Origin of the sequence: Burkholderia seminalis (genome assembly GCF_001718535.1) — a bacterium.
Lineage (GTDB): Bacteria > Pseudomonadota > Gammaproteobacteria > Burkholderiales > Burkholderiaceae > Burkholderia > Burkholderia seminalis.
Genome location: NZ_CP013399.1, coordinates 797,640 through 820,605, shown reverse-complemented (window position 1 = coordinate 820,605; position 22,966 = coordinate 797,640). Strand labels below are relative to the sequence as shown.

The 22,966-nt window shown below is 63.2% G+C and carries 18 protein-coding genes and 2 pseudogenes; 10 read left to right on the top strand and 10 right to left on the bottom strand.

Annotated elements, in window-relative coordinates; translation table 11 throughout:
- Window positions 1–6 precede the first annotated feature (6 nt).
- A complete protein-coding gene (locus WJ12_RS19445; protein WP_059562358.1) occupies window positions 7–774 on the top strand; it encodes a DUF169 domain-containing protein in 768 nt (255 codons plus the stop codon).
- A gap of 38 nt (window positions 775–812) precedes the next feature.
- On the opposite strand, the gene WJ12_RS19440 is transcribed toward WJ12_RS19445, so the two are convergent.
- Window positions 813–1,187 carry a hypothetical protein gene (locus WJ12_RS19440; RefSeq protein WP_059562355.1) on the bottom strand — a complete coding sequence of 125 codons (375 nt, stop codon included), beginning with the start codon at window positions 1,185–1,187 and terminating at the stop codon, window positions 813–815.
- A gap of 197 nt (window positions 1,188–1,384) precedes the next feature.
- Here WJ12_RS19440 and WJ12_RS19435 point away from each other — a divergent pair, with 197 nt between their 5' ends.
- Both WJ12_RS19435 and WJ12_RS19430 read left to right on the top strand, forming a co-directional pair.
- Window positions 1,385–2,365 carry a bifunctional helix-turn-helix transcriptional regulator/GNAT family N-acetyltransferase gene (locus tag WJ12_RS19435; RefSeq protein ID WP_059562352.1) on the top strand — a complete coding sequence of 327 codons (981 nt, stop codon included), beginning with the start codon at window positions 1,385–1,387 and terminating at the stop codon, window positions 2,363–2,365.
- Window positions 2,366–2,430: 65 nt separating this feature from the next.
- Window positions 2,431–3,276 carry a lysozyme inhibitor LprI family protein gene (locus tag WJ12_RS19430; RefSeq protein WP_059562349.1) on the top strand — a complete coding sequence of 282 codons (846 nt, stop codon included), beginning with the start codon at window positions 2,431–2,433 and terminating at the stop codon, window positions 3,274–3,276.
- 19 nt (window positions 3,277–3,295) lie between these two features.
- On the opposite strand, the pseudogene WJ12_RS35990 reads toward WJ12_RS19430, so the two are convergent.
- Window positions 3,296–3,430: pseudogene (locus WJ12_RS35990) on the bottom strand (IS256 family transposase); the annotation flags it as partial.
- Window positions 3,431–3,614: 184 nt separating this feature from the next.
- Window positions 3,615–4,388: a TetR/AcrR family transcriptional regulator gene (locus WJ12_RS19425; protein WP_049036729.1), complete on the bottom strand. Its 774-nt coding sequence runs from the start codon at window positions 4,386–4,388 to the stop codon at window positions 3,615–3,617.
- A gap of 113 nt (window positions 4,389–4,501) precedes the next feature.
- On the opposite strand from WJ12_RS19425, the gene WJ12_RS19420 reads away from it, so the two are divergent.
- The 5 genes from WJ12_RS19420 (at window position 4,502) to WJ12_RS19400 (ending at window position 11,181) form a co-directional block, all read left to right on the top strand.
- Window positions 4,502–6,214 (top strand): bifunctional 3-(3-hydroxy-phenyl)propionate/3-hydroxycinnamic acid hydroxylase, encoded by a 1,713-nt coding sequence (locus tag WJ12_RS19420; RefSeq protein ID WP_059562346.1) that lies wholly within the window; start codon window positions 4,502–4,504, stop codon window positions 6,212–6,214.
- 7 nt (window positions 6,215–6,221) lie between these two features.
- Window positions 6,222–7,292: a VOC family protein gene (locus WJ12_RS19415; RefSeq protein ID WP_059562343.1), complete on the top strand. Its 1,071-nt coding sequence runs from the start codon at window positions 6,222–6,224 to the stop codon at window positions 7,290–7,292.
- A 36-nt stretch (window positions 7,293–7,328) separates the two neighbouring features.
- Window positions 7,329–8,285 carry a fumarylacetoacetate hydrolase family protein gene (locus WJ12_RS19410; protein WP_069245788.1) on the top strand — a complete coding sequence of 319 codons (957 nt, stop codon included), beginning with the start codon at window positions 7,329–7,331 and terminating at the stop codon, window positions 8,283–8,285.
- Window positions 8,282–10,243: an acyl-CoA synthetase gene (locus WJ12_RS19405; RefSeq protein ID WP_069245787.1), complete on the top strand. Its 1,962-nt coding sequence runs from the start codon at window positions 8,282–8,284 to the stop codon at window positions 10,241–10,243. The genes WJ12_RS19410 and WJ12_RS19405 overlap by 4 nt, the downstream gene beginning before the upstream one ends.
- 212 nt (window positions 10,244–10,455) lie before the next feature.
- Window positions 10,456–11,181, top strand: a complete 726-nt coding sequence (locus WJ12_RS19400; RefSeq protein WP_049036737.1) for an OmpW/AlkL family protein — start codon at window positions 10,456–10,458, stop codon at window positions 11,179–11,181.
- Between the two features lie 41 nt (window positions 11,182–11,222).
- On the opposite strand, the pseudogene WJ12_RS36830 reads toward WJ12_RS19400, so the two are convergent.
- The 3 genes and pseudogenes from WJ12_RS36830 to WJ12_RS19390 all read right to left on the bottom strand — a co-directional run.
- Window positions 11,223–11,516, bottom strand: a pseudogene (locus WJ12_RS36830) (ISNCY family transposase); the annotation flags it as partial.
- A 114-nt stretch (window positions 11,517–11,630) separates the two neighbouring features.
- A complete protein-coding gene (locus WJ12_RS19395) occupies window positions 11,631–12,203 on the bottom strand; it encodes a cupin domain-containing protein (protein WP_059562337.1) in 573 nt (190 codons plus the stop codon).
- A gap of 83 nt (window positions 12,204–12,286) precedes the next feature.
- Window positions 12,287–12,697: a hypothetical protein gene (locus tag WJ12_RS19390; RefSeq protein ID WP_049036741.1), complete on the bottom strand. Its 411-nt coding sequence runs from the start codon at window positions 12,695–12,697 to the stop codon at window positions 12,287–12,289.
- 226 nt (window positions 12,698–12,923) lie between these two features.
- Here WJ12_RS19390 and WJ12_RS19385 point away from each other — a divergent pair, with 226 nt between their 5' ends.
- Window positions 12,924–13,763 (top strand): AraC family transcriptional regulator, encoded by an 840-nt coding sequence (locus WJ12_RS19385; protein ID WP_034191946.1) that lies wholly within the window; start codon window positions 12,924–12,926, stop codon window positions 13,761–13,763.
- Window positions 13,764–13,866: 103 nt separating this feature from the next.
- Here WJ12_RS19385 and WJ12_RS35015 read toward each other — a convergent pair whose 3' ends face one another.
- The 4 genes from WJ12_RS35015 to WJ12_RS19365 all read right to left on the bottom strand — a co-directional run bounded on the left by WJ12_RS35015 (window position 13,867) and on the right by WJ12_RS19365 (window position 20,274).
- Window positions 13,867–14,439, bottom strand: coding sequence for a Fur family transcriptional regulator (locus WJ12_RS35015; RefSeq protein WP_080288027.1), 573 nt, complete (start codon window positions 14,437–14,439; stop codon window positions 13,867–13,869).
- Window positions 14,440–14,563: 124 nt separating this feature from the next.
- Window positions 14,564–16,033, bottom strand: coding sequence for an efflux transporter outer membrane subunit (locus tag WJ12_RS19375; RefSeq protein ID WP_226103821.1), 1,470 nt, complete (start codon window positions 16,031–16,033; stop codon window positions 14,564–14,566).
- Window positions 16,020–19,112 carry an efflux RND transporter permease subunit gene (locus tag WJ12_RS19370; RefSeq protein WP_034191948.1) on the bottom strand — a complete coding sequence of 1,031 codons (3,093 nt, stop codon included), beginning with the start codon at window positions 19,110–19,112 and terminating at the stop codon, window positions 16,020–16,022. Before WJ12_RS19370 ends, WJ12_RS19375 begins: the two co-directional genes overlap by 14 nt.
- A 13-nt stretch (window positions 19,113–19,125) precedes the next feature.
- Window positions 19,126–20,274 carry an efflux RND transporter periplasmic adaptor subunit gene (locus WJ12_RS19365; protein WP_069245785.1) on the bottom strand — a complete coding sequence of 383 codons (1,149 nt, stop codon included), beginning with the start codon at window positions 20,272–20,274 and terminating at the stop codon, window positions 19,126–19,128.
- A gap of 479 nt (window positions 20,275–20,753) precedes the next feature.
- On the opposite strand from WJ12_RS19365, the gene WJ12_RS19360 reads away from it, so the two are divergent.
- Window positions 20,754–22,889 carry a TonB-dependent receptor gene (locus WJ12_RS19360; protein ID WP_167361886.1) on the top strand — a complete coding sequence of 712 codons (2,136 nt, stop codon included), beginning with the start codon at window positions 20,754–20,756 and terminating at the stop codon, window positions 22,887–22,889.
- Window positions 22,890–22,966: the final 77 nt, after the last annotated feature.

Here is a 22,966-nt window from a genome sequence, read left to right as displayed (position 1 = left end):
CCTCACATGAAAGAAACGCTTGCCGGACTGTCGGCGGACCTCGAGCGGCTGCTCAAGCTGCGCAGCATCCCGTTCGGGATGAAGCTGTTCGAACGGCGCGAGGACATGGAAGCCGTCCCGCGCATTCGCCGCCCGAAGGCGATTCACTCGCTGGACCAGATCGTCGGGCAGACGGCGCGGCTCGGCTTCACGGTCGGCATCACGGCCGACGACCTCGTCGGCGCGCAGTGCCGGTCGGTCGTCGGGCTCGGTCACGCGAAGGACGCGGAGTGGGCATCCGGCCAGCAGATGGCCGGCGTCTGGTACGCGACGCAGGAAGATTCGCGCGCGCACCAGGCCGCGATGCACTGCGTGGCCGACGGCCAGTACGAAGCGCTCGTCGTGTCGCCGCTCGCGGCCGGCCGCATCGTGCCCGACATCGCGCTGTTCTACGCGACGCCGGGCGCGATGATGTACTTCATCAACGGGCTGCAATGGTCGGGATACAAGCGCTTCGACTGGAGCGTGGTCGGCGAATCGGCATGCGCGGATTCGTGGGGCCGCGCGCTGTCGACCGGGCAGCCGAGCCTGTCGATTCCGTGCTACGCGGAACGCCGCTACGGCGGCGTGCTCGACGACGAGATGCTGATGGCGCTGGCGCCCGACGCGCTGGAACAGGCCGTTGCCGGAATGGAGGCGCTGTCGCGCAACGGGCTGCGCTATCCGTTCGCGCAGTACGGCATCCAGCAGGACGTGCGCGCGGGCATGGAAGTCAGTTACCCGAAAGCGACGTGACTTGACGCGTCGCCGCTGCGGCGCGCTGGAAGCAGCACTCAGCGCAGCGGCGTACGGACCTTGCCGTCGACCTTCAACGTGCGCCTGTCGCGCGCGGCCTCGTATTCGACCGTCTGCGCGGGCGTGACGGCGCCGTACGACCGTCCGTTCACATAGACGATGCCGTCGCGCAGTTCGATCCGGTCGCCGTTGACCGTCGCGGTGGCGCGGTCGCCCTGCAGCACCGCGCCCGAACACCCGGCGGTGGAGAAGCTGCGGACCGACGCGCCCGGCATCGCCGCGTTCCCGCCCGGGTCCGCCGCATGCGCGGCACTGCACGGCGGCGCATCCATGCCGCCGGCGGCATGGAGCGGCCCGGTACTGATGCCGCATCCGGCAAGCAACCCGATCGTCATCGGCAACAGCTTGTTCATGGTGGCCTCCGTGGTCCGCGAACCTGGATCGATGTCCGGGCACGCGCTCGCCCGTCGCCCGATACGCGCAGTATGCGTCCACGTGCCGGCACACCGCCATCCGCGCCAATACCACTTCTGCGCGCCACACATTCGCCTTGACAAGTTGCGATCCGCAACTATTATCGATTGCGACACGCAACCATTTGGGGCAAACCATGGACCTCATCGACGCGCCCGCGAAGCCTCGCGACGCGACCATCCTCGAATTGCGCGACTTCTCCCGCAAGCTGGTGCGCGAGCTCGGCTTCATGCGCGCGACGCTCGCCGACAGCGACTGGGCGCCGTCGGCCGTTCACGCGATCCTCGAGATCGGGATGGCGCCCGGCATCAACGCGAAGGATCTCGGCAACATCCTGCGGCTCGACAAATCGAACACGAGCCGGCAACTCGCGCGGCTCGAGGCGGCCGGTGTCGTGGAGCGCCGCGTATCGAGCGAGGATGCGCGGGCGATCGAGCTGTACCTGACCGCCGAAGGAAAAAAGCTGCAGAAACGAATCGACACGTTCGCGACCGACCAGGTGTCGAATGCGTTGCGTCGCATGATTCCCGCCGACCAGCAGGCGTTGCTGCGCGCCCTCGCGCTGTATGCCGATGCCCTCGCGCAAGACAACGCCGCCAGGGCGCCCGCGACGGCCCTCGATGCGCCGCCGATCCGCGAAGGCTACCAACCGGGCTGTATCGGCGACATCGCGAGCCTGCATGCACGCTTCTATGCGGAGCACTGGGGGTTCGGCGTCTTTTTCGAAAAGCGGGTGGCGACCGAGCTGGCCGAGTTCGCGGGCACGTTGCCGGCCGACGGCAAGGCGCTGTGGCTCTGCCAGGAAGACGGGCGGACGCTCGCGTCGCTCGCGATCGACGGCGATCCGGCGACCGGCGTCGCGCACCTGCGCTGGTTCATCGTGAACGACGCGTTGCGCGGGTCCGGCATCGGGCGCCAGATGATGACGCTGGCGATGCGCTTCGTCGACGAGCACCGGTTTCGCGAGACCTACCTGTGGACCTTCAAGGGACTGGATTCGGCACGCCACCTGTACGACGCGTTCGGCTTCACGCTGACCCACGAGTCCGCGGGCACGCACTGGGGCACCGAGGTCGTCGAGCAGCGGTTCAGCCGGCCGGGGCCCGCCGCCAGCTGACGTTCGACGCACCCGATTCACGCTGAAGGGCGTCATCACGCTCACCACGACAAAGGACGCTGCCCATGCTCGAACGTCTCGCGGCCCTCGCGCTTTGCGCGGTCGTCACCGCGCCTGCCGCCGTTGCCGCGCAACCCGACGCCGCGACCGGCATCGATCCGATCGACCGGACGATGACGCAGTGCCTGAACGATCCCGAACATGCGTCGACGGCAGGCCAGGACGAATGCGTCGTCGATGCGGGTCGCGCATGGGACGCACGGCTCAACGCGAGCTATCGCGCGCTGCAGGCATCGCTGCCGGCGGCGGACCGGCCCGCGCTGCTGCGCGCCCAGCGCGCGTGGCTCGCGCGCCGGGATGCCGACCTGAAGCTGATCGGCGCCGTCTACGCGACGACACGCGGCACGATCTACGCGCCGATGAATGCAAACGACGTGATGGAACTGACACGGCAGCGCGCGCTGTCGCTGCAACGGTTCGAAGCGGATCGCGCGGCGCACGGCTTCAGCCTGGCCACACGCCTGCCGCCCGCGACGGACGACCGTCCCGAACGCGTCGACGCCGTACCGCGACGCGGCGCACGCTTCGAACGGGCGCACTGCGCGGCGCTCGCCGATCTCGACGCAAAGGGCCGCTGCGCGGCGCAGGCCGCGCCGCTGTACCTGCAGGATATCGACGACGTGACGGCCGCGATCGAACGCCGCCTGCCGCGTGCATCGCGCGAAGCGATGCGCGCGTCGTCGCAGAAATGGCGCGCGTTCATCGCCGCCCAGCCGCCGCTGATCGGCGCGCTTTACGCGCCAGCGGATGTTTCCGGCGTGCCGCCGCAGGTTTCGATCGAGATGCGCGATGAAGCCGCCGCGCGCCTGCAGCAACTCGTGTACGCCGAAGACAAGATCGGCGCCGATTGAGGCGGCGGTGCACAGCCGCCGCGTTCTTCAGCGCCAGCGTCGCGGCATGGAGGGCTTCGGCCGTCATCGGGTCGCTGCCGAATTGCTCGGGCAGTTCAGCGGGAATGGCCGGTAGCTCAACCGGCGGGGTCTTCGGTTGACGAGGCTTATTCAATGAGCGCCACCGATACCGGGATCACCCCGGTGGCGCTCGTTCATCGCGATCGGCCCCGAAAAGTCAGCACCGCGTCCCTACCGCTCCCCAACCCGCTCCACCAACTTCACGAAATCACTCGCCCCCATCGGCAGCGTTGTGCCGACGGCCAGACCTCCTGCGTCGAGAAACACCCCCTTCACGCTCACAGCTCACGCGCTGGCGATGCCTGGGGCGCTGACGTCACAGCGGGCGGCAAGGGACGATTCGCAATCTCCATCGCTTCAGTTCGCGGCACACCGAGCGTCTGCAAAAGGGATGACGCTGCGCGCTCGGCAAAGCCGTTCTGACTGTACCCGATCATGTTCAACATGTCGGTGACGGGCTTCTCGTCTGCATCGAATCGTAATTCGATTGCAATGGCGGTCAGTACCGCGCCGCCGACCGTGACAACGCTCATCAGCGGGTCATTTGCCGAGAATCTCCCGGCGAGGATCCCTTTCTGGATATCCCTCAACAACCGAGGTCCGAGGCCGCGGCTGAGTGCTCGCATCGACAGCCCTTCGCGGAGGAGAAATTGTCCCCAAACCGGTTCACCTCTGGCTCGCAGCAAAGTATGACGCAACGACACCGAAATGATCTCGGCAGGGTCGGTGAGGTTGGCGGCGATGCGGTCCAGGGTATCCGCGAACTCCTCGAACACGATTTCCAGAACCGCGGCATGAATCGCTTCTTTCGATTCGAAGTGGTTATAGAACGAGCCGAACCCCACGTCCGCGGCTTCCGTAATTTCATTGATCGCGACGCCTTCCATCCCCTTTTGCGCCATGAGTACGAAGGCGGCATCCAGCAGGCGCGCCCGCGTCTCGCGCTTTCGACGCGCGCCTCGAGGCTCGCGAACCTCGGGGCCTGACGGCGCTTGCCCGTTCGAGACGGCCGGCGACGGTGTTCTGGTGCGACGGGAAGAAGTGCTGGGCATCGGCGTGCGCGTAGGTTCGATGTTTCGAGTATACGTTCGAACATCAAAATTGACAAAATCATCAGTTATGATTTTAATGTCATCAAGGCAGCCTGCAGCGGCCTGCCTGAAGAATGGGAGACAGAACGGTGGCGGAGACAAAACTGACGTGCGAGTCGGGCGTCCATGAAGGCAACGACACCGCGAGCCGTGCCGGCGGGCGCGACTTGCCGTCGGACGTCGACGTGCTGGTCGTGGGCTGCGGTCCCGTCGGCGCGACGATCGGCGCGTTGCTTGGCCGGGACGACGTGCGCGTGCTTGTCGTCGACAGGGCGGCGGAGATCTTCATGGCGCCGCGTGCGATCGCGCTCGACAACGATGCGCTTCGCATCCTGCAGTACGTCGGGGTGAACGAAGCCGACCTCGATACGGTGGCGATTCCGTACGTCCGGATGCGCTCGCCGTGGTTCGGCGAGTTCGGGCGCATCAATACGCTCGGGAGCATCGATGGCCATCCGAAGCTTGTGACGTTCTATCAACCGGACCTCGAGCGATGCTTGCGTGCCCGACTGACCGCACACCGCACCGCCCGAATGGCGCTCGGTGTGACGCTCGTCTCGCTCGACGAGAACGCCGATCACGTCGCCGCCACGCTCGACAGCGCGCAGGGCGTGCGGCACGTCGTGCGAGCCCGCTACGTCGTCGGCGCCGACGGTGCCAGCTCGATCGTGCGCCAGTTGATCGGACAGGAGTTCAAGGGCAAGACGTTCGCGGAAGACTGGTTGATCGTCGACGCGCGAAACGTGCGCCGACCGATCGACCATGTCGAGTTCCTCTGCGACCACCGGCGGCCGACGCCTCATATGACCGCTCCCGGCGGGCGCGAGCGTTGGGAGTTCATGCTCCATCCCGACGAGACGCGAGAGGAGATGGAATCCGACGAACGCATCCGCGAACTGCTCGCACCGTGGGGCGGCATCAAGGACATGGTGATCGAACGCAAGGCCGTGTACCGTTTTCATGCCCGAACCGTCAGGACCTTCAGCAAAGGACGCGTTTTCCTAGCGGGTGACGCCGCCCACATCACTCCGCCGTTCGTCGGCCAGGGGCTCGTCGCCGGCCTGCGCGATGCCGCGAATCTCGGCTGGAAACTGGCGTGGGTCGTCAAAGGCCACGCAACCCCTAAAATTCTGGACTCCTATGATCAGGAACGCCGACCTCACGCCAAGGCAATGATCGGCGTCGCGAAATTCATGGGGAAGCTCGTGATGCCGCGAAATGCCGGGATCGCGTTGTTCACGCACGGTCTGATGCGATTGACGCGGCTCGTTCCGCCGCTACGGAATCACTTCGACGAGCTCGGGATCAAGCCGAAGAATGCGTTCCGCAGAGGCTTGTTCGTCCCCGGCTGCTCGACCACGCGGCTCGTGCGCGGCGCCGTGCTTCCGCAGGGATGGCTGCGCAAGCACGATGGGGCGATCCGCCTGAGCGACGACGTGTTCGGCAGCGGTCTTGCGTTGATCGGATTCGGACGGGATCCAGACGTCGAACTCGACGCCGGCGCGCGAGCCGCGTTGATTGCGGCAGGTGGTGTCGTGGTGCAAGTCGTGCACCGCGGGCAGCGCCTTCATCGCATCGAGAACGACGGCTGGGAGGACCTGGACGGTACGTTCATGCCGGGTGTCGTGCGGTTTGGCTGGGCGGCCGTGATTCGGCCGGACAAAACGGTCCTGCACGAAGGCCCGGTGGCCGACTCGACCCGCCTCGTTCTCGAATCCCTGCAATTGCTGGGTGCGCGCACCTCCTTGTCGTCGCTATCCGGTCACATTGCCCAGCCGACTTCCTGAGGCCCCCATGAAGCTCATGACTGCACAACCCGCACGGAACCCCCGACCAACGACGAAGGCTCGGGCACTGTCCTATTTGATGTTCGAGCGTCCCGATCTCGAACGGGCCGAACGATTTCTCAACGATTTCGGCCTGCGGACCGTATCCCGTGACGGCGAATATCTGTTCCTCCGGGGCACCGCCGCCACGCCGTTCTGCTACGTCGTCCGGCGCGCTGAAAAAAACCGTTTCGTCGGCTTCGGGCTTGAAGTTGACGACATCGACGCACTGCGAAAGCTTGCCCACGTGCCGGGCGCATCGGACGTGGAGCCGTCACCGTGGCCCGGCGGCGGGCATCGAGTCACGCTCGTCGATCCATCGGGTTTTCGTGTTGACGCAGTCGCGGGACAAGCGCGGGCCGGCGCCCTGCCGCACCGGTCGGCGTTACCGTTCAACTCGCCCGATTCCATCGTTCGTGTGAACGATACCCAGCGTCCGCCGCCGGAGGTGCCGGAAGTGATTCGCCTCGGTCATGTCGTGCTCGAACTCGCCGACTTCCAGGCGACCTGTGCGTGGTACACGTCTCACTTCGGCTTCATCCCGAGCGACGTTCAGGTGTTGCCTGATGGATCGCCCGCCGTCGCGTTCCTGCGACTCGATCGCGGGGCGATACCCGCGGATCACCATACCCTCGCGTTGGCACAGGGATTCGCAGCGCTCTACAGCCACTCGGCATTCGAGCTGGTTGACGCGGACGCGGTGGGGATCGGGCAGCGTCTGCTGAGCGAAAAAGGATGGACGCACGCATGGGGGATGGGGCGCCACATTCTCGGTAGCCAGGTCTTCGACTATTGGCAGGATCCTTGGGGCGACAAGCACGAACACTATTGCGATGGGGACATGTTCACGGCGGACGTGGCCACGGGCATCCACGAAGTCAGCCGCGAAGCGATGTCGCAGTGGGGCCCCCGGATGCCGCGCAGCTTCACCAAACCGAAGATCACTGCCGCAAGCATCGCATCGCTCATCCGAAACCTCCGGACCAGTCCGGACGTCACCTTCGCGAAGCTGCGCACGCTCGCGAAACTGTTTGCGTGACTTTCATCTTCACTCAGACCTGTTCGAGGCATCTTCATGGCATTGCACGTCTTGCACTATCGGCATCAGGGGCGCGCCCAATGGGGCGTGGTGAGGAATCACCGGATCACACCGATACCGGGCGACTACCCGACGACCGGCGAATTCGTGCGGGCACATCGGATCGATGAACTCGCCGCGCTCGGCGGAGAAACGATTCCCGAGTCGGACGTGGAGTGGCTGTCGCCGGTCACGCACAATCAACAGTTCGTTTGTCAGGGCGCCAACTATCGCCAGCACATGATCGAGTCCGGCATGAATCCAGACGCGAAGTCATTCAACATGATCTTCACGAAGGCGACCGGCTGCATCGTCGCCGCCGATTCCGACGTCATCCGGCCGCAACATGTGCAGTTTCTGGATTACGAGATCGAACTGGGGCTCGTGCTTCGCCGCGATATCACGTCCCGGCAAGCCATCACGGAACAGAACCTGCACGAGTACGTGGCCGGCCTCGTGATCGTCAACGACTATTCCGCACGCGATATCCAGATTCCCCAGATGCAGTTTTACAAAGGGAAAAGCTATCGAACGTTCGGGCCGGTGGGGCCGTATCTGTGCCTGCTAGGGGCAAGCGATATCGCGCGGCTGCGCACGCTGACGCTGACACTGACCGTGAACGGGGAAGTCCGGCAGAGCGATTCGACCGGGAATCTCGTATACGGTCCGGCCGAAACACTCACCGAGCTTTCGGGTGTTCAGGATCTGAACGCCGGTGACTTGCTTGCAACGGGCACGCCTTCCGGATGCGCGCTCAGCATTCCGTCGCCGGCGAAGCAACGAATTGCCGCGTTGTTGCCCGAGCACGTGAAGTGGCGGATTTTCACGAAGGTTCAGGCCGCGCGTCCGCAGTATCTGAAGGCCGGGGATCTGGTCGAATCACGGATCCGGAGCAGGGACGGGGCGATTGACCTCGGTGTGCAACGCAACCGAATCGTGGACCAGCTCGCATGAACGCCATCGCAACCGAAGCGGACGTGCTGCGAATCGAAAACCAGGGGCCGCCCACCGACCTCCCGGCCAGCACCTACGAGATGATCGGCCGTGGTGCGGCGATCGACCCGACCGCGCCGGCCTTGTCGTTTTTCCTGCGCGCCGACGATCATCGCAAGCCATCGCGCTGGACTTATTCGGAGCTTATGCGGGATATCACCCGGACCGCGAACATGTTTTCGCGCCTGGGCATCGATCGCCACTCGGTGGTTGCCTACGTGCTGCCGAACTTGCCGCAGACGCATTTCGTCATCTGGGGAGGCGAAGCGGCCGGGATCGTATGCGCCATCAATCCTTTGCTGGAGGGGCCGGCAATCGCATCGCTGCTCAAGGCCGCACACGCAAAAGTGCTGGTGACGCTGGCGCCCTTTCCGGGAACGGATATCTGGTCGAAGATCCAGCCCATCCTCAGCCAGGTGCCGTCGCTGCAAAGCCTCGTCCTGATCGATCTGGCCAAGCGCGTGCAGGGTTGGCGCCGAATGGCGGCGCGCGTGATGGGGCGCCGCGAATGCAAACGGCTGCACGGGCGCGCGGGTCTGCGCGGCGCCGTTCCGCGCCACATCGCGATCCACGATTTCGACGCTGCGATGGCGCGCGAATCCGATGATGCGCTGCTGGCCTCACGGCGTTTCGAAGCCGACGACATATCGTCCTACTTCTGCACGGGCGGCACGACGGGAGTGCCGAAAATCGCGATTCGCCGGCACGGCAACGAGGTGGCCAATGCCTGGAGCGTCGGGCAGGTCGTCGGTGCCGGGATGGGCCCGGGGAAGACCGTTTTCTGCGGACTACCGCTGTTCCATGTCAATGCCGTGCTGGCAACCGGCCTGGTGCCGTTCTCGCGCGGCGCACATGTGGTGCTCGGTACGCCACAGGGCTATCGCGGCGACGGAGTCGTCAAACGATTCTGGGAAATCGTCGAGCAACACCGGATCAATTTCTTCAGCGCGGTACCGACCTTGTATTCGGCATTGCTCGACGTGCCCGTCGACGGCTGGAATATCGACTCGCTCGAGTATGGGCTCTGCGGTGCCGCGCCGATGCCCGTGGAAGTATTCCGCACGTTCCAGGATCGCACCGGGGTCCGGATCCTCGAAGGTTACGGGCTCACCGAGGGCGCATGCGTAAGCAGCGTCAATCCGCCAGGCGGCGAACGGCGTCTCGGTTCGATCGGTTTGCGCATCCCCGGCCAGATGATGAAGGCGGTGATACTCGACGACGCCGGCCGCTACATGCGCGATTGCGTCGAGAACGAAGTCGGTGTGCTGACGATTTCCGGGCCGAACGTTTTCGCAGGCTATCTTCAGGAAGATCAGAACAAGAGCTTGTGGCTCGATCTCGACGACGGCCGGCAGTGGCTCAACACCGGGGATCTCGCGCGGCGCGATGCGCAGGGCTACTTCTGGCTCACGGGCCGCCGCAAGGAACTCATCATCCGGGGCGGTCACAACATCGATCCGGCGACGATCGAAGAGCCGCTGCACCGCCACCCGGCAGTGCAAATCGCTGCGGCAATCGGACGTCCCGACGTGCATGCAGGCGAGCTGCCCGTCGCGTACGTGCAGTTGAAAGCCGGCGCAACCGCAACCGAGACGGAGCTGGACACGTTCATACGCGGCTTGATCGGCGAGCGTGCCGCGCTACCGAAGCGGATTCATATCGTCGAGGCAATGCCGCTCACGGCGGTCGGCAAGATCTTCAAGCCCGAACTCAAACGACGGGAGACGCTCGACGCGCTGATCGCCGCGCTGAACGATGCCGGCATCGAGGGTGCCCGAGTGAGCATGGCGGACGACCCGTCGTGCGGGCTCGCCTTGCATGTGGCGCTGAGCGATCGCGCGCAGATAGCGAAGACCCATACGGTGATGGGTCGCTTCCCGTTTGCCTTTTCGACGTCGGTCGAACCCGAACATCAGTGACTGTCGATTCTCGGAATGCTTGACGTTGGATTAAACAAATATGTTCGGAATCCGAAATTACTGAAAGATCTTTTGATTACCGAAGAAGAACCCGATGCCCTTGGCGTCGCGCTTCATCCGCGCAGGACCCGCCCGCGCGTCACGTCTGGCGCACGGGGATGAAGACAGGTTTCACGATTCCTGAACACAAACACCAAAATCTGGAGACAATCATGAAACGAATGAGCGCAGGAACCGTCGTACTGCTCGCGGCCATCTCTGGCGCGCATGCGCAATCAGCCGGCCAGTGGGTAGTCAATGCCGGCTGGTCGCACTTTGCCCCGCAGGGGTCGGCTGATCCGCTGACCGTCAATGCGCTCGGCCGGTCACAAGTGATGACCGGCAGCGGCGGGGAGATCGCAAGCGGCGATACGTTCGGGCTGACCGCAACGTACTTCTTGACCGACCATATCGCGGCGACGATGGTCATGGGCGTTCCGCCGACATGGCGCCTGAACGGTGCGGGCACGCTCAGCGGTATCGGGGAACTGGGCACTGCACGCGCGTGGAGTCCCGCGATCCTCTTCAACTACTATTTCGGCCAGCCGAATGCGCGGTTCAGGCCGTATCTGGGCGCCGGCGTCACCTATACGTGGTTCAGCAACATCAAGCTGAGCAATCCAGTCTCCACCGGGCAGATCTATTTTTCGCCGACCGCTGGGACAGCGCTCGAGGGGCCGACGTCCGTGTCGCTCAGCAAGTCCTTTGCGCCCGTCGTCAGCGGCGGCCTGACCTACAACATCGACTCTCGCTGGTCGATCAACGCGTCGGTGGCGTATTCGTGGGTATCGACACGCGCCACGCTGACGACCCGGTCGTCCGTCGGCACGGTCACGAGCACCAGCAAATTCCGGGTCAATCCGATCGTGACGTTCCTTTCGGTCGGATACCGCTTCTGATCGCGGGCGACGTCGACGGCCGAACGCGTGCTCCGGTCGGTACCGGTCTTACCCGACTTCACATTGCGGAACACAGCGGCCTTGTCGCTGTGGAACGCCCCAGATTTGCCGTGCCATTCGATGTACGCTCGTGTCGCTTCGAAGTAGCCGAAGGTCGATTCGGTTTGCGTAAAGTGCAACATCGTCAGCCGGCTCGTCGCGTCGTCGACGTACACCGGCAGCGTGCAGGCCGGCGCCCGTTCCTCGCACCATCGATGATCGCAGCCGTCGATCTGGATCAACGCCCCCCAGGCACCCGCCGATAGCCGCTCGGGATTGGACACTTTCTCCCCTCGCACTGGACTCGGCGACTGCATATTGAGCCGCCCCATCATCATCTTGCCAGGCAAGGTCGAGCTCTTTAGGACGTCGCCTCATGCGCAAGCAAGTCCTGCCGCGCCGCGCGCCAGTCAGAGCAGCTGCGGCGTGCCGGCCCAGACCAGCACGGCTTCGTCGTCGCGCGTGTTGGTCCAGAGATGCGGAATTGTCGATTCATAGTGCGCGCTGTCGCCTGCGCCGAGCACGAACGATTTGCCTTCGAGCGTGATCGTCACTTCACCACTGAGCACATGCACGAATTCCTCGCATGCGTGCGTGGTCACTTTGCTTGGTCGCTCGCCGGGCGGCATGCGCACGAGAATCGCTTCGAGTTGGCGGCCGCCCGACTGATTCGACAGGCGCGCGAGCAGATCGGCTGAACCGGCGAAGGCGAAGTACTGCAAATCCTTATGGCGGCGCACACGGCCTTCCTCGGTCGGCGTATCGACGAAATAGCTGACGGACACGCCCAGCGCTTTCGCGATGCTCGCGAGCGAAGTGATCGACGGGCTGGCGTGATCTCGCTCGACCTGAGAAAGAAAGGATTTCGAAAGATGTGAGACGATCGCGATGTCATCCAGCGTGCGGCCCTGGCGCTGGCGCAGCGATCGGATCTTGCTTCCGACGGAGACGACGTTCCGGGTTTCGACGGGTTTCGATGCCATGACCTGCCTCATTTCTTCGGTGACCGTACCGCCGCTTAACGCGTTGCCGTCCACCGATACCGACCGCCCTCAGTTAGTCGGGCCTAGTGCGACCATGCATCCGTTTGCTCGCCCAGCAACAACCTCCGCGCCAGGGCCAGCGCCTCGTCTTTCGTCGCAACCGTGAGCATGGGATAGCCCCAAAATTTTTCGTAGACCAGAGCGAACGCCTTGGCCGCCAGTCGCTTGGCGGTATTCGGTTCGATGTAGATCCCTGCCTTGACGAAGGTTCGCAATTCGCTCTTGTGGCGTTTCATCCAAAGCGAGGTTTGCTTCCTTTCTTCCGGCGAATGTTCGTGTTCGCCTTGATCAAGCCCCTCGTCGTTGAGTAAAACGAAAACTTCCTTCCGTGCGAGCAATCCCTCGAACTCGGCAAAAGGCGAGGCTGCGGGGTCGGTGCCTGGCGCGTTCAGCCGCATCCAGACCAAGGGGAACTTCGAGGCGTCAATCAACATGCCAATACTCCTTCGGCGCTTCACGGGAAATAGCTGGCGGCCCTACCTCGTCAAGAAAATGGGATACCCCTCCGGACCGGAAGCGCAATAGCCCTGGCGAGCAGAACGACCAGCATGGTCAATCACACGATACCGACGGAATGGCTGGACGTCATTGCACAAGTTGGCCATAATGTTTTTCAATTAGGCCAGCGCCTCATCTTGGATCCGAAGCCCGATACGCATCATGTCAAGCATTGCCATCACCGATCCGACCGTGGCCAAGGACGTGGACAACCTGCCCCGTCCCGTTGTCGCCCTGAGTGCCATGTCGGTAGCCAAGGGCTGGGAACATGCGAGGCATCGGCACCGCAGGGCGCAACTGCTTTACTCCGTCCGTGGCATCCTCAACTGCGAAATCGAAAACGGTGTCTGGATCGTGCCGCCGCAATGCGCGGTATGGATACCGGGAGACTTGCCCCACTCGGCACGGGGATCCGGTGAAACCGAATGTCATTGCCTGTTCGTGGAGCCTGATGCCGCACCGGATCTTCCGAAAACCTGCTGCACGATCTCCGTCTCGCCATTGTTGCGCGAGTTGCTTCTGAAGGTGGCCGGCTTCCCCGCGTCATACCCGTCGGGCGGCCGGGAAGACCGACTGATTGCCGCGTTGCTAGATGAGTTGGCGGCGGCGCCGGTAGAAGACCTGCATTTGCCGATGCCGCGTGATCCGCGATTGCGCCGACTCGCGGAAATGCTGTTGGCCGATCCTACCGACAAAACCTCAAAGGGCGATTGGGCTACCCGCATTGGCATGAGCGAACGAAGCATGAGCCGGCTTCTGCTGCACGAAATCGGCATGAGCTTCGGACGCTGGCGCCGGCAATTGCATGTGATCCTTGCGCTTCAACGCCTGACCATCGGCGAAAGCGTGCAAACGGTGGCGCTGGAACTGGGCTACGAAAATGCCAGCGGATTCATCACCATGTTCCGCAAGGCGGTAGGCAAGCCGCCAGCACGATACCTTTCCGATCGAACGACAACCGCGCAGTCTGCCGCCGTACGCGGCATCATGCTTCCCGATTAAGTCTCACCTTGACGGGAGCGTGCCGTCGTCCACCGAGCATGGACGCTTGGCAGCAAAAAGCGGCGAGCCGCCGTCAGATCGGGCGACCTCGGTTTAAAGTCGCCTACTCTCTTCTCCTGCGGAACGACCGACATTCCGCACACGTCACGGTGATGGTAAAAGCTGGCTCCTTGTCGAGATCGAAGCCTTCCTTGGTCGCCAGCGATCGAAGATGCTCGTGCAAAGCCCGGTCCTCGATAAAAACCAACCGCGCGCCACAGTGGCAGCGCACGGTGTCGTTCTGAAGGTTCTTCCTGTCCGGCTTGAGCGCGTAGAGTGCGCGGCCTTGTGCGCCCTCCGTACGGACCAGCAAGCCGGAGGTCCATAAATCATTCAGCGCACGGTAGATCGAGGCCGGTTTGAGGCTGTCGAGTTGCGTGCAGAGGATGCGATACATTTGACTGGCATCGAGACAGCGCGGCGCCGCCTGTTCCAGTACGGACAGGACACGGGTACGAGCGATCGTCGGTCGCAGTCGGCTGGCCGCCAATCGTTGTTCCTGAGACGACATCGGCGGTGTGGTCGCCGGACAGGCTGCTGTGGTGTGCTTCATCGTGTGTTTGCCAGACGGCGGGCTCTTGCTGCCGAATGATGTAATCAGGTCAATGATCCGAGGCGGGTCGTCGTGCGGGTCCATATCCGTCTTCCTTCGCTATGCCGGACCTCCGGTCGTTCGCGACAACGCGGAGCCGCGTGGCTAATGGTTGGCATCAGACATCGGCGCGACGGTGAGATCGCCCACGCGCCGATGCCCTCGAGCATTACTGCGTACTGGCCTGTTCCCAGCCACCGCCAAGCGCCTTGAATACGCTGACTCGCGCAGAACCGACTCGCTGGTCAGCAGCGGCCACCTGGGCTTTCGCGTCGATCAGACCGGTCTGTGCCACGATCACGTCGAGGTAGCTGATGGAGCCGGCGCGGTAACGCTGGTCGGCCAGCCGGAAGGCATTCTCGGCACGGTCACGCGCCTCTGCCAGCGCATCGCGCTGCTGCATCGCCGCGCCATAGGCGCTCAACGATTGCTCCGACTCTTTCAGTGCATTCAGCACGGCACCGTCGAAGCTGGCCAGCGACGCCGCGCTTTGTGCCTTCGCCTGCGCAATGCGACTGCGAGCCACCATCATGTTGGGGAACGTCCACGAGATGAGCGGCCCGAAAGAGAAGGACAAGGTGCGATTGCCTTTCAGGTAGTCGTTGCGCAGGTAGTTACCCGAGGTGCCCAGCGTGACACGTGGATAGAGATCCGCCACGGCCACGCCGATGCGGGCGGTATCCGCCGCCAGTTGGCGCTCGGCCTGCCGCACGTCGGGACGACGGCGCAGCAGCGCCGTGCCATCGCCGACCGGCAACGCACCGGAAATCTCGGGAGCCTTGGTGCAGGCACGCGCCGGTTCCGGCACTTGCGAGGGCGTGCGCCCCGTCAACGCGGCCAGCTCGAACAGTGCGGCTTCGCGCTGGCCTTGCAAGGGCGGCAATGCGGCCTGGGCCTGAGCCAGCGTGACGCCAGCCCGTTCGACATCCAGATGCGACGCCGAGCCCGCGCGCGCCTGGCTGTCGATGAGATCCAGGCTGCGCTGTGCCAGTTCGACGGACGAGCGCGCCACGCCGATGGACTCACCGTAGCTGCAGGCGTCCACATAGGCCCGCGTCGTCTCCGCAACAACAACTACCCTGGCGGCATCGTAGGCGGCGGCGATTGCATCGGTGTCGTCGCGAGCAGCCTCGATGTCGCGCCTGACCCGACCGAACAGATCGAGTTCATAGGAGACGTCGAGGCCGGCGCTGTAGCTCCATTGCGCGGGGGCCTGGCCGGTGCCGGACCACGTGGTCTGATCGCGCCCGTATCCCACGCCTCCTGACATACGGGTCGAAGGGAATTGCCCGCTGCGCGCTTCCGTGTAGATGGCCCGCGCGCGATCGAGGTTGGCCATCGCCACGCGCAGGTTGGGATTGGCCGACAAGGCCTCCTGCACCAGCTTGTCGAGCGCGGGGTCGTCATACAGCTTCCACCAGTTCGCGGGCAGTGCTTCGGCAACATCCGTATTGGACGGGTGACTGACGAACGGGCCTGCTGCGGTTTCCGGTAAGGCCGGCGCGTGGTAATCGGGGCCGCTGGCGCAACCTGCGGTGATAAAGGCAACGGCCATCGCCATGAAGGCTGCGCGTGGAGAGGGAAGCGTCGCCGGACGCGACACAACAGGCATCGCGGGAACCGGTTTAAAGAGCGACATCGGGAGCCTCCGCAGTAGCGAGTTCACGGGCGCGAGAACTTTCCGCTGTTCCCCGGTGATCCTTGGCGATGAAACTGTAGATGGTGGGGAGTACGAACAGCGTGAAGAAGGTGCCGACCATCATGCCCATCACCACCACGATGCCGATGGAGAACCGGCTGGCCGAGCCTGCGCCGTCTGCAAACAACAGCGGCACAAGGCCGGCGACCATTGCCGCGGTGGTCATCAACACGGGACGCATCCGCACCGCCGCCGCCTTCTCGATCGCCTCGATGCGGCTCAGGTTTTCGTGGTGCTGGATATGGTTGGCGAAAGTGACCATCAGGATGCCGTGCTTCGAGATCAGGCCGATCAAGGTGACCAATCCGATCTGCGTGTAGATATTGAGCGTGGCAAAGCCCAGCCACAGCGGCACCAGCGCGCCGCAGACCGCCAGCGGCACCGTCACCAGGATCACCAGCGGATCGCGCAGGCTCTCGAATTGCGCGGCCAGCACCAGGAAGATCACCACCAATGCGAAGCAGAAGGAGACCAGCAGGCGGTTGCCTTCCTGCACGAACTGGCGGCTGTCGCTGAGCCAGTCCACACTGGTGCCGGGCGGCAGCGGCTGCGATTGCAGGAACTTCACAGCCTCGCCCATGCTCACGCCCGGCGCCGGCAGCATTTCGAGCGTGGTCGAATTCATCTGGCCGAACTGGGTGAGCTGGTTCGCTTGCGGGCGCATCTCGACATGCGTCACGGTCGACAATGGCACCAGTGCGCCGGAGGTCGTTTTGACATAGAAGCGCCCGAGGTCTTCCGGTGTCATACGCTCGGCGCCGCGCACTTGCGGGATCACGTCGTAGGAGCGGTCGTGGAAGTTGAAGCGATTGACGTAGTTTTCGCCGACCAGCACGGCAAGGGTATCCGCGACAGACTGCATGGTCACCCCCATTTCGCTGGCCTTCGCATTGTCGATCGTGATGTGTGCCTGCGGGCTGTCGTAGGACAGGTCGTTCTGCACGTAGAGGAACAGACCGCTGGCATAGGCCGCTGCCTTGATCTTCTCGCCGGTCTCGTACAGCGTCTTGAAGTCGTCGGGCGAGCGCAGCACCATCTGCACCGGCAGGCCGCCGCTGGAACCCGGTAGCGGGGGCAACTGCACGGCGGTCAACGTCTCGCCGTCGATGGCGCCGCCGGCGGCTTGAATCTGCCCCTGGATCTCGGTGGCCGACCGCTTGCGCTTCGACCAGTCCTTGAGGATCGCGCCACCGAGCATCATGTTCTGGCCACCGGCGGAGTCGCCGATGTTCATGAAGCTGCTGTCGAACTCGGGAATCTGCTCGAACAGCTTTTCGATCTGCTGAGCATAGCGGGCGGTGTAGCCGACGCCGGCATATTGCGGGGCCTTGGTGACGACGATGACGGCGCCCTGGTCCTCGGTCGGCGCCAGTTCGCGGCGGGTGCCGGTGAACAGCACCGCGATGGCGGCCAGCACGGCCACACCGACCAGCAGCACCGCACCGCGAGCGGCGAGCGTGCGGGCCAGCAGGCGCCCGTAGAACGCCGTCAGCCCTTCCATGTAGTGCTCGACCCGCTTCGCCAGCCGCCCCTCTCCCTGCCTGGAACTGAGCAGCATCGAGCTCATCACCGGCGAGAGCGTCAGCGCGACCACGCCGGAGACGATGACCGAGCCGGCCAATGTGAAGGCGAACTCCTTGAACAGCGCGCCGGTCAGTCCACCCATCATGCCGATTGGCGCATAGACCGCCGCCAACGTGATAGTCATGGCGATCACCGGCCCGACGATTTCGCGTGCGCCGAGCAGGGCCGCGCGCACCGGCGTCAGCCCCTCCTCAATGTGTCGATGGATGTTCTCCACCACGACGATGGCATCGTCCACCACCAGACCGATCGCCAGCACCATCGCCAGCAGGGTCAACAGGTTGATCGAAAAACCGCAGACCAGCATCAACGCAGCGGTGCCGACCAGCGACAACGGAATGGTGACGACCGGAATGATCACCGCGCGGAACGTGCCGAGGAACAGGAAGATCACCGCGATCACGATCACGATGGCTTCCACCAGCGTGTGTTTCACTTCCTCGATCGAAGCATTGACGAAGCGCGCTACGTTGTAGTTCGGCGCTACCGTCAGTCCCGGGGGCGCCATTGCACGAATCCTGGTCAGCAGTTCGTTGGCCTGCTTGACGATCTCCAGCGGGTTCCCGGCCGGCGTGGGCTGGATGGCGACGAAGATCGCGGGTATGCCGGTAGCGAACGAGAGGCTATTGTAGTTTTGGCCGCCTATTTCCACGGTGGCGACATCCGACAACCGCACGACGCCACCGCCGGGGCTCGACTTCACGACCATCTGGCGGAAGTCCTCGACGCTGCGCAAATCGGTGGCGGCGCTGATGTTGGTGACGGTCAGCGCGCTCTTGAGCTGGCCCGGCGCGGCCTGCACGTTGTTGGCGCGCAGCGCGGCCGATATCTCGCCGGCCGACAGCCCGCGCGCGGCCAACCTCACCGGGTCGATCCAGATGCGCATGGCCAACGTCTGGCCGCCATAGACGTCCGCCGAGGCCACCCCCGGAATGCTGGTGAGCAGAGGCTGCGCAACCCGCGATGCGAAATCCGTCACTTGCGGGATCGACAGCGTCTTGCTGTAGAAGGCGATGTACTGCACCGCTGTACCGCCCTCGGTGGACTTGCTGATGACCGGATCGGTAATGCCCGCCGGCAACTGGTACTTGACCTGCTGCACCTTGGCAAGGATTTCGGTCATCGCGCGATCGGCGTTGGCGTTGAGCACCAATCGCGCCTTGATCTCGCTCTTGCCTTGCGTGGTGGTCGAACTCAGGTATTCAATACCGCTGGCCGTGGCGATGGACTGCGCGATCGGCGTGGTCACGAAACCCTGCATCACGTCCTGGGTTGCCCCGGGCAGCGTGGTACTGACCGTGATGGTGGCGTTTTCGAGATAGGGGTATTGCCGCACCGGCAACAGGAAAATCGACGTGGCACCCATCAGCAGAATGAGCAGGCTGACGACCAGTGCCAGGATGGGTCGACGGATGAAGATGTCTGTAAAGCGCATGGCGTGGTTTCCTTTACCGCGCGCTGGCGCTGGAGGACACAACGGCCGGGGCGTCAGGTGTCGCCGTTGCCGAAGGGGGCGTGCCGTTGATTTTTACGGTCGCACCGGGCGGAAGACGGTTCTGGCCAGCCATCACCACGATGTCGCCAGGCTTGACGCCTTGGGATACGAGAACCTCCTCCCCGAGCCGGCGGCCGGTGACGACCGGCACGGCAACCGCCTTGCCGACTCCCTGCGCGTCGGCCCCTTTCACGACCACCACGCTGTCACCAGAGGCCGAAGTCTGGATCGCCGTCAGCGGCAATACGATATTGTCGGTCGTGGCAGGCAATACCAGCCGCGCCGTCACGTACATCCCGGGTTTCAGCACCCGGTCGGCATTGGGCAACAGCGCCTGAACGGCCACATTGCGGGTTTCTCCATCGATACGCGGTTCGATGGCGCTGATCCTGGCGGTGAACACCCTCCCCGGCACAGCATCCACCGTGACCTGAACCGGTGCGCCCGACGTCAGCCTGGGCATGTCCTGCTGCGGCAACGTGAAGTTGACATAGAGCGGGTCGAGCTGGGTCAGCGTGGCGATCGCGTCACCGGCATTGAGATACTGACCCAGGTTGATCCGTCGGATACCTAACTGACCGGAGAACGGCGCGCGAATCGCCTTTTGCTGAATGAGTGCGTCCAGTTGCCGGACTGCCGCGGCAGTCTGGGCAGCGTCCGCCTTATGTTGTTCGAGCAATTCGCGCGGTTCCGCGCCGGTAGGTGCCAACGCTTGCGAACGCCTGAGTTGCAACTGGGCGAAATCGGCTTTGGCCACGGCGGCGGCACGATCCGCTTGTTCGGGGGCATCGTAGAGCTGAATCAGCACCGCCCCTTCCTTCACGGACTGGCCTGCGTTGAAATTGACGGCGGTCACCCGCCCCGAGGTATCGGGAGCCAGCAGCACTTCATGCACGGCTTGCAGGCTGCCAACGGCCTGCCACTCGTCGGCCACACTGCGTGGCGCTGCGCGGATCGTCGAGACAGGCATCGGCGGCATGGCCTGTTGTTCCGCGCCGCCGCTTCGAACAGCGCGCCAGGCATACAGCAGGCCGAAGACCACGGCCAGCCCAACAACGCTTATGACAATGGGTTTGGTACGGGAGAGAGCGGCGGTGCTCATGCGCGCCCCGCTTGAGCAAAGGGGCTCGAGATGGCGCTTGAACGGCCGCGCATGGCCGATCTACCGATGATATGTGAGTGCACGGGTATTCCTCGGGAAGGACGAAGTACTCGGCCGGCCAGAGAACAGGCATGGCAGGCCACGATGAGGCGCAGCCTACCCGTGCAGCCACACTTCTACATTGCGAAATCTAGTCAATTTATTTCGCAATACGGCCATCTCGATGGAAAGACATCCACTTGGCCTGATTGAACAAGGAATTGGCCAAATCTCGCTACGGAGGTGTGTCGGCGAATCGGTAAATTGACGGTCCCGATAATGCAAATGAGTCTCGTTTAATGTCTAGCACGCCTCATATTGAAGGGCAATGCGCGGTACGTCGCTCTCCCTTTCATCAATCCCTTGGCAGAAGTTCAGGCTCGATCGACGCGATGCGCGAAAGGCTCCCGGCGTGTGGCTTGCGTACCGTCCGACATACATTGCTCAACGCAACGATTGCCGCAGCCGTCGCCGTCGCTGCTCCGGACGTGTTCGCTACCGAGGGAAAGCAAGCGCAATCAACCACTGAGTCGCCGGATAGCGGCACGTCGGCATCGAGCGCAGAGAGCACCGTCCTTGAGCCCGTCACGGTCACCGCCCGGAAAACGACCGAACGCCTTCAGGATGTGCCTGAAAGCATCACGGTTCTGCAAGCGAAGACCTTGAAGGAATCGCCCTTCGATCCAGGTGTGGCTATCGCCGGCCATTCGCCCAATGTGCAATGGGTCAGCCGCGCCACAGGCTCCCAGTGGTTCTCGATTCGCGGTGTCAGTTCACTTGGGACGCCTGCCAACTACGCCGATGGCACGATCGCATTCAATGTCGATGGTGTGCCGAACAGCATGATGAGCGCGTCGAACATGTTGCTCGACGTCGACCATATCGAAGTGCTGCGCGGTCCCCAAGGCACGCTATGGGGAACCAATGCGCTGGGTGGCGCCATCAACGTTGTCACGAAGCAGCCTGACGGAACTCGGGATGTTCACGTGACAACCGAGGTCGGCGAACACGGCTATCGCATGGGCGAGGCAGTTCTTGGCGGCAATATCGTGCCCGGACAACTTGACGGACGGATGGCGATCCGTTACGGCCATGAGAATGGCGATATACGCAGCCTATACACCGACAAGCTGGGCAAGCGCGACATCGGTGCATTCCGTGGAGGACTACGCTTCACGGGGCTGGACGACACGCTCATCACAGTGACGGGCAACTATCTGCATGATCAGGCCAACTCCCCGCTCTATATCCTGCGTAGCGCCAGTCAGTTTCCGACCAGTGGCATCCTGACCGAGCCGGACTTGAAGACAACGCAAGCGGGCGCCACCGTGACGGTCGAGCATTTTTTCAAGAATTTCCAGCTCACGTCCATCAGTTCCTACCAGCACAACAAGCTGGAAAGCGAACTCGATCTCGTGGACAAACTTGTCTATGACGCGATCGGGTTTCCCGCATCCAGTAACGTGGGCCACTCGACGGATCAGGAGAACATCTTCAGCCAGGAGATTCGGCTGAATTCAATCGAGGGTGCCCCGGTTCGCTGGGTCGTCGGTGCCAGTGCCATGCGAACCAACGGCATACGCTGGTGCAGCAGTACGCAGTGCGCGCCGCCTCCGTATTCCGGCTCAGTCGCGATGAAAAGCAATCTCGACACGACCAATCTAGGACTGTTCGGGGACGTTTCGATCCCCTTTGCGAACCGCTGGGAGTTCTCGATCGGCGGTCGGGTAAGCCATGACAATATCGAGATGAAGCAGGACAACTCCCTGGGCCTCGCTTCGCTGACCGGCTCCAACTCCACGTCGCAAACCTATCCGACAGGTCGGGTAGCCCTGTCCTTCAAGTGGACGAACGACATTCAAAGCTACGTGTCGGTGGCTCGTGGTCACGCGTCAAGGGTGTACCCGCTCTTTAGCTATCCGGTCGACGGCATCGTGGGCAACCCCTATCCGGCCGCTTTGGGGTGGACTTACGAAGCGGGCGTCAAGGCCGATCTTCTTGACCATCGTCTTCAGATCGATGCCAGCGTCTATCACAACGACATCAAGAACGGTGTCATGTCCTATCTCGATCCTTCGCTTGGCGCCTTTCGGACGACATACCAGGACTACAAGACCAGTGGTTTCGAGTTGCAGGCGCGCGCGCTCGTCGCTGAAGGCTTGAGCTTCTCCGGGGGCGTCGGCTACATCCATAGCGAACTCGGCGCCAACGGCGCCGCGGTCAATACGGTCACCGGCAATCCCGTTCCGAACACACCGAATTGGACGGCGACGGCCGGGCTGCAATACGAAACCTCAGCCAAGGCAATTCATTTGCCGGGCACGCTCTCCGCCGACCTTCAATACCAATATACAGGCAAGCGCACCGCAGATATCGACAAATCTTATTACCTTGACGCCTATAGCCTGGTGAATGCCCGGATTGGATGGAAGAACAAGGATCTCGAAGTCTATCTGTTCGGCCGCAATCTTTTCGACAAACGCTATGAAACCTTCGGCAACCTGTTCAACGGCATGCAACTGGTTTCGGTCGGTCGCGGCCGCACCTTGGGGGCAGGCCTGACAAAAAACTTTTGATTGCCGCCAGGATGGGCATCTCGTCATCTAGCCGCCGCAGCTCATCATCTGAGTACGTTACTGACCTGATCTTGAAA

What these genes read in the sequence shown, in the direction of transcription:
- WJ12_RS19390 (WP_049036741.1), bottom strand. Translation starts at nt 12,697, where the DNA reads ATGTTGATTGACGCCTCGAAGTTCCCCTTGGTCTGGATGCGGCTGAAC.
- WJ12_RS19445 (WP_059562358.1), top strand. Translation starts at nt 7, where the DNA reads ATGAAAGAAACGCTTGCCGGACTGTCGGCGGACCTCGAGCGGCTGCTC.
- WJ12_RS19410 (WP_069245788.1), top strand. Translation starts at nt 7,329, where the DNA reads ATGGCATTGCACGTCTTGCACTATCGGCATCAGGGGCGCGCCCAATGG.
- WJ12_RS19375 (WP_226103821.1), bottom strand. Translation starts at nt 16,033, where the DNA reads ATGTCGCTCTTTAAACCGGTTCCCGCGATGCCTGTTGTGTCGCGTCCG.
- WJ12_RS19370 (WP_034191948.1), bottom strand. Translation starts at nt 19,112, where the DNA reads ATGCGCTTTACAGACATCTTCATCCGTCGACCCATCCTGGCACTGGTC.
- WJ12_RS19430 (WP_059562349.1), top strand. Translation starts at nt 2,431, where the DNA reads ATGCTCGAACGTCTCGCGGCCCTCGCGCTTTGCGCGGTCGTCACCGCG.
- WJ12_RS19385 (WP_034191946.1), top strand. Translation starts at nt 12,924, where the DNA reads ATGTCAAGCATTGCCATCACCGATCCGACCGTGGCCAAGGACGTGGAC.
- WJ12_RS35015 (WP_080288027.1), bottom strand. Translation starts at nt 14,439, where the DNA reads ATGGACCCGCACGACGACCCGCCTCGGATCATTGACCTGATTACATCA.
- WJ12_RS19415 (WP_059562343.1), top strand. Translation starts at nt 6,222, where the DNA reads ATGAAGCTCATGACTGCACAACCCGCACGGAACCCCCGACCAACGACG.
- WJ12_RS19400 (WP_049036737.1), top strand. Translation starts at nt 10,456, where the DNA reads ATGAAACGAATGAGCGCAGGAACCGTCGTACTGCTCGCGGCCATCTCT.
- WJ12_RS19435 (WP_059562352.1), top strand. Translation starts at nt 1,385, where the DNA reads ATGGACCTCATCGACGCGCCCGCGAAGCCTCGCGACGCGACCATCCTC.
- WJ12_RS19405 (WP_069245787.1), top strand. Translation starts at nt 8,282, where the DNA reads ATGAACGCCATCGCAACCGAAGCGGACGTGCTGCGAATCGAAAACCAG.
- WJ12_RS19425 (WP_049036729.1), bottom strand. Translation starts at nt 4,388, where the DNA reads ATGCCCAGCACTTCTTCCCGTCGCACCAGAACACCGTCGCCGGCCGTC.
- WJ12_RS19365 (WP_069245785.1), bottom strand. Translation starts at nt 20,274, where the DNA reads ATGAGCACCGCCGCTCTCTCCCGTACCAAACCCATTGTCATAAGCGTT.
- WJ12_RS19440 (WP_059562355.1), bottom strand. Translation starts at nt 1,187, where the DNA reads ATGAACAAGCTGTTGCCGATGACGATCGGGTTGCTTGCCGGATGCGGC.
- WJ12_RS19395 (WP_059562337.1), bottom strand. Translation starts at nt 12,203, where the DNA reads ATGGCATCGAAACCCGTCGAAACCCGGAACGTCGTCTCCGTCGGAAGC.
- WJ12_RS19420 (WP_059562346.1), top strand. Translation starts at nt 4,502, where the DNA reads ATGGGAGACAGAACGGTGGCGGAGACAAAACTGACGTGCGAGTCGGGC.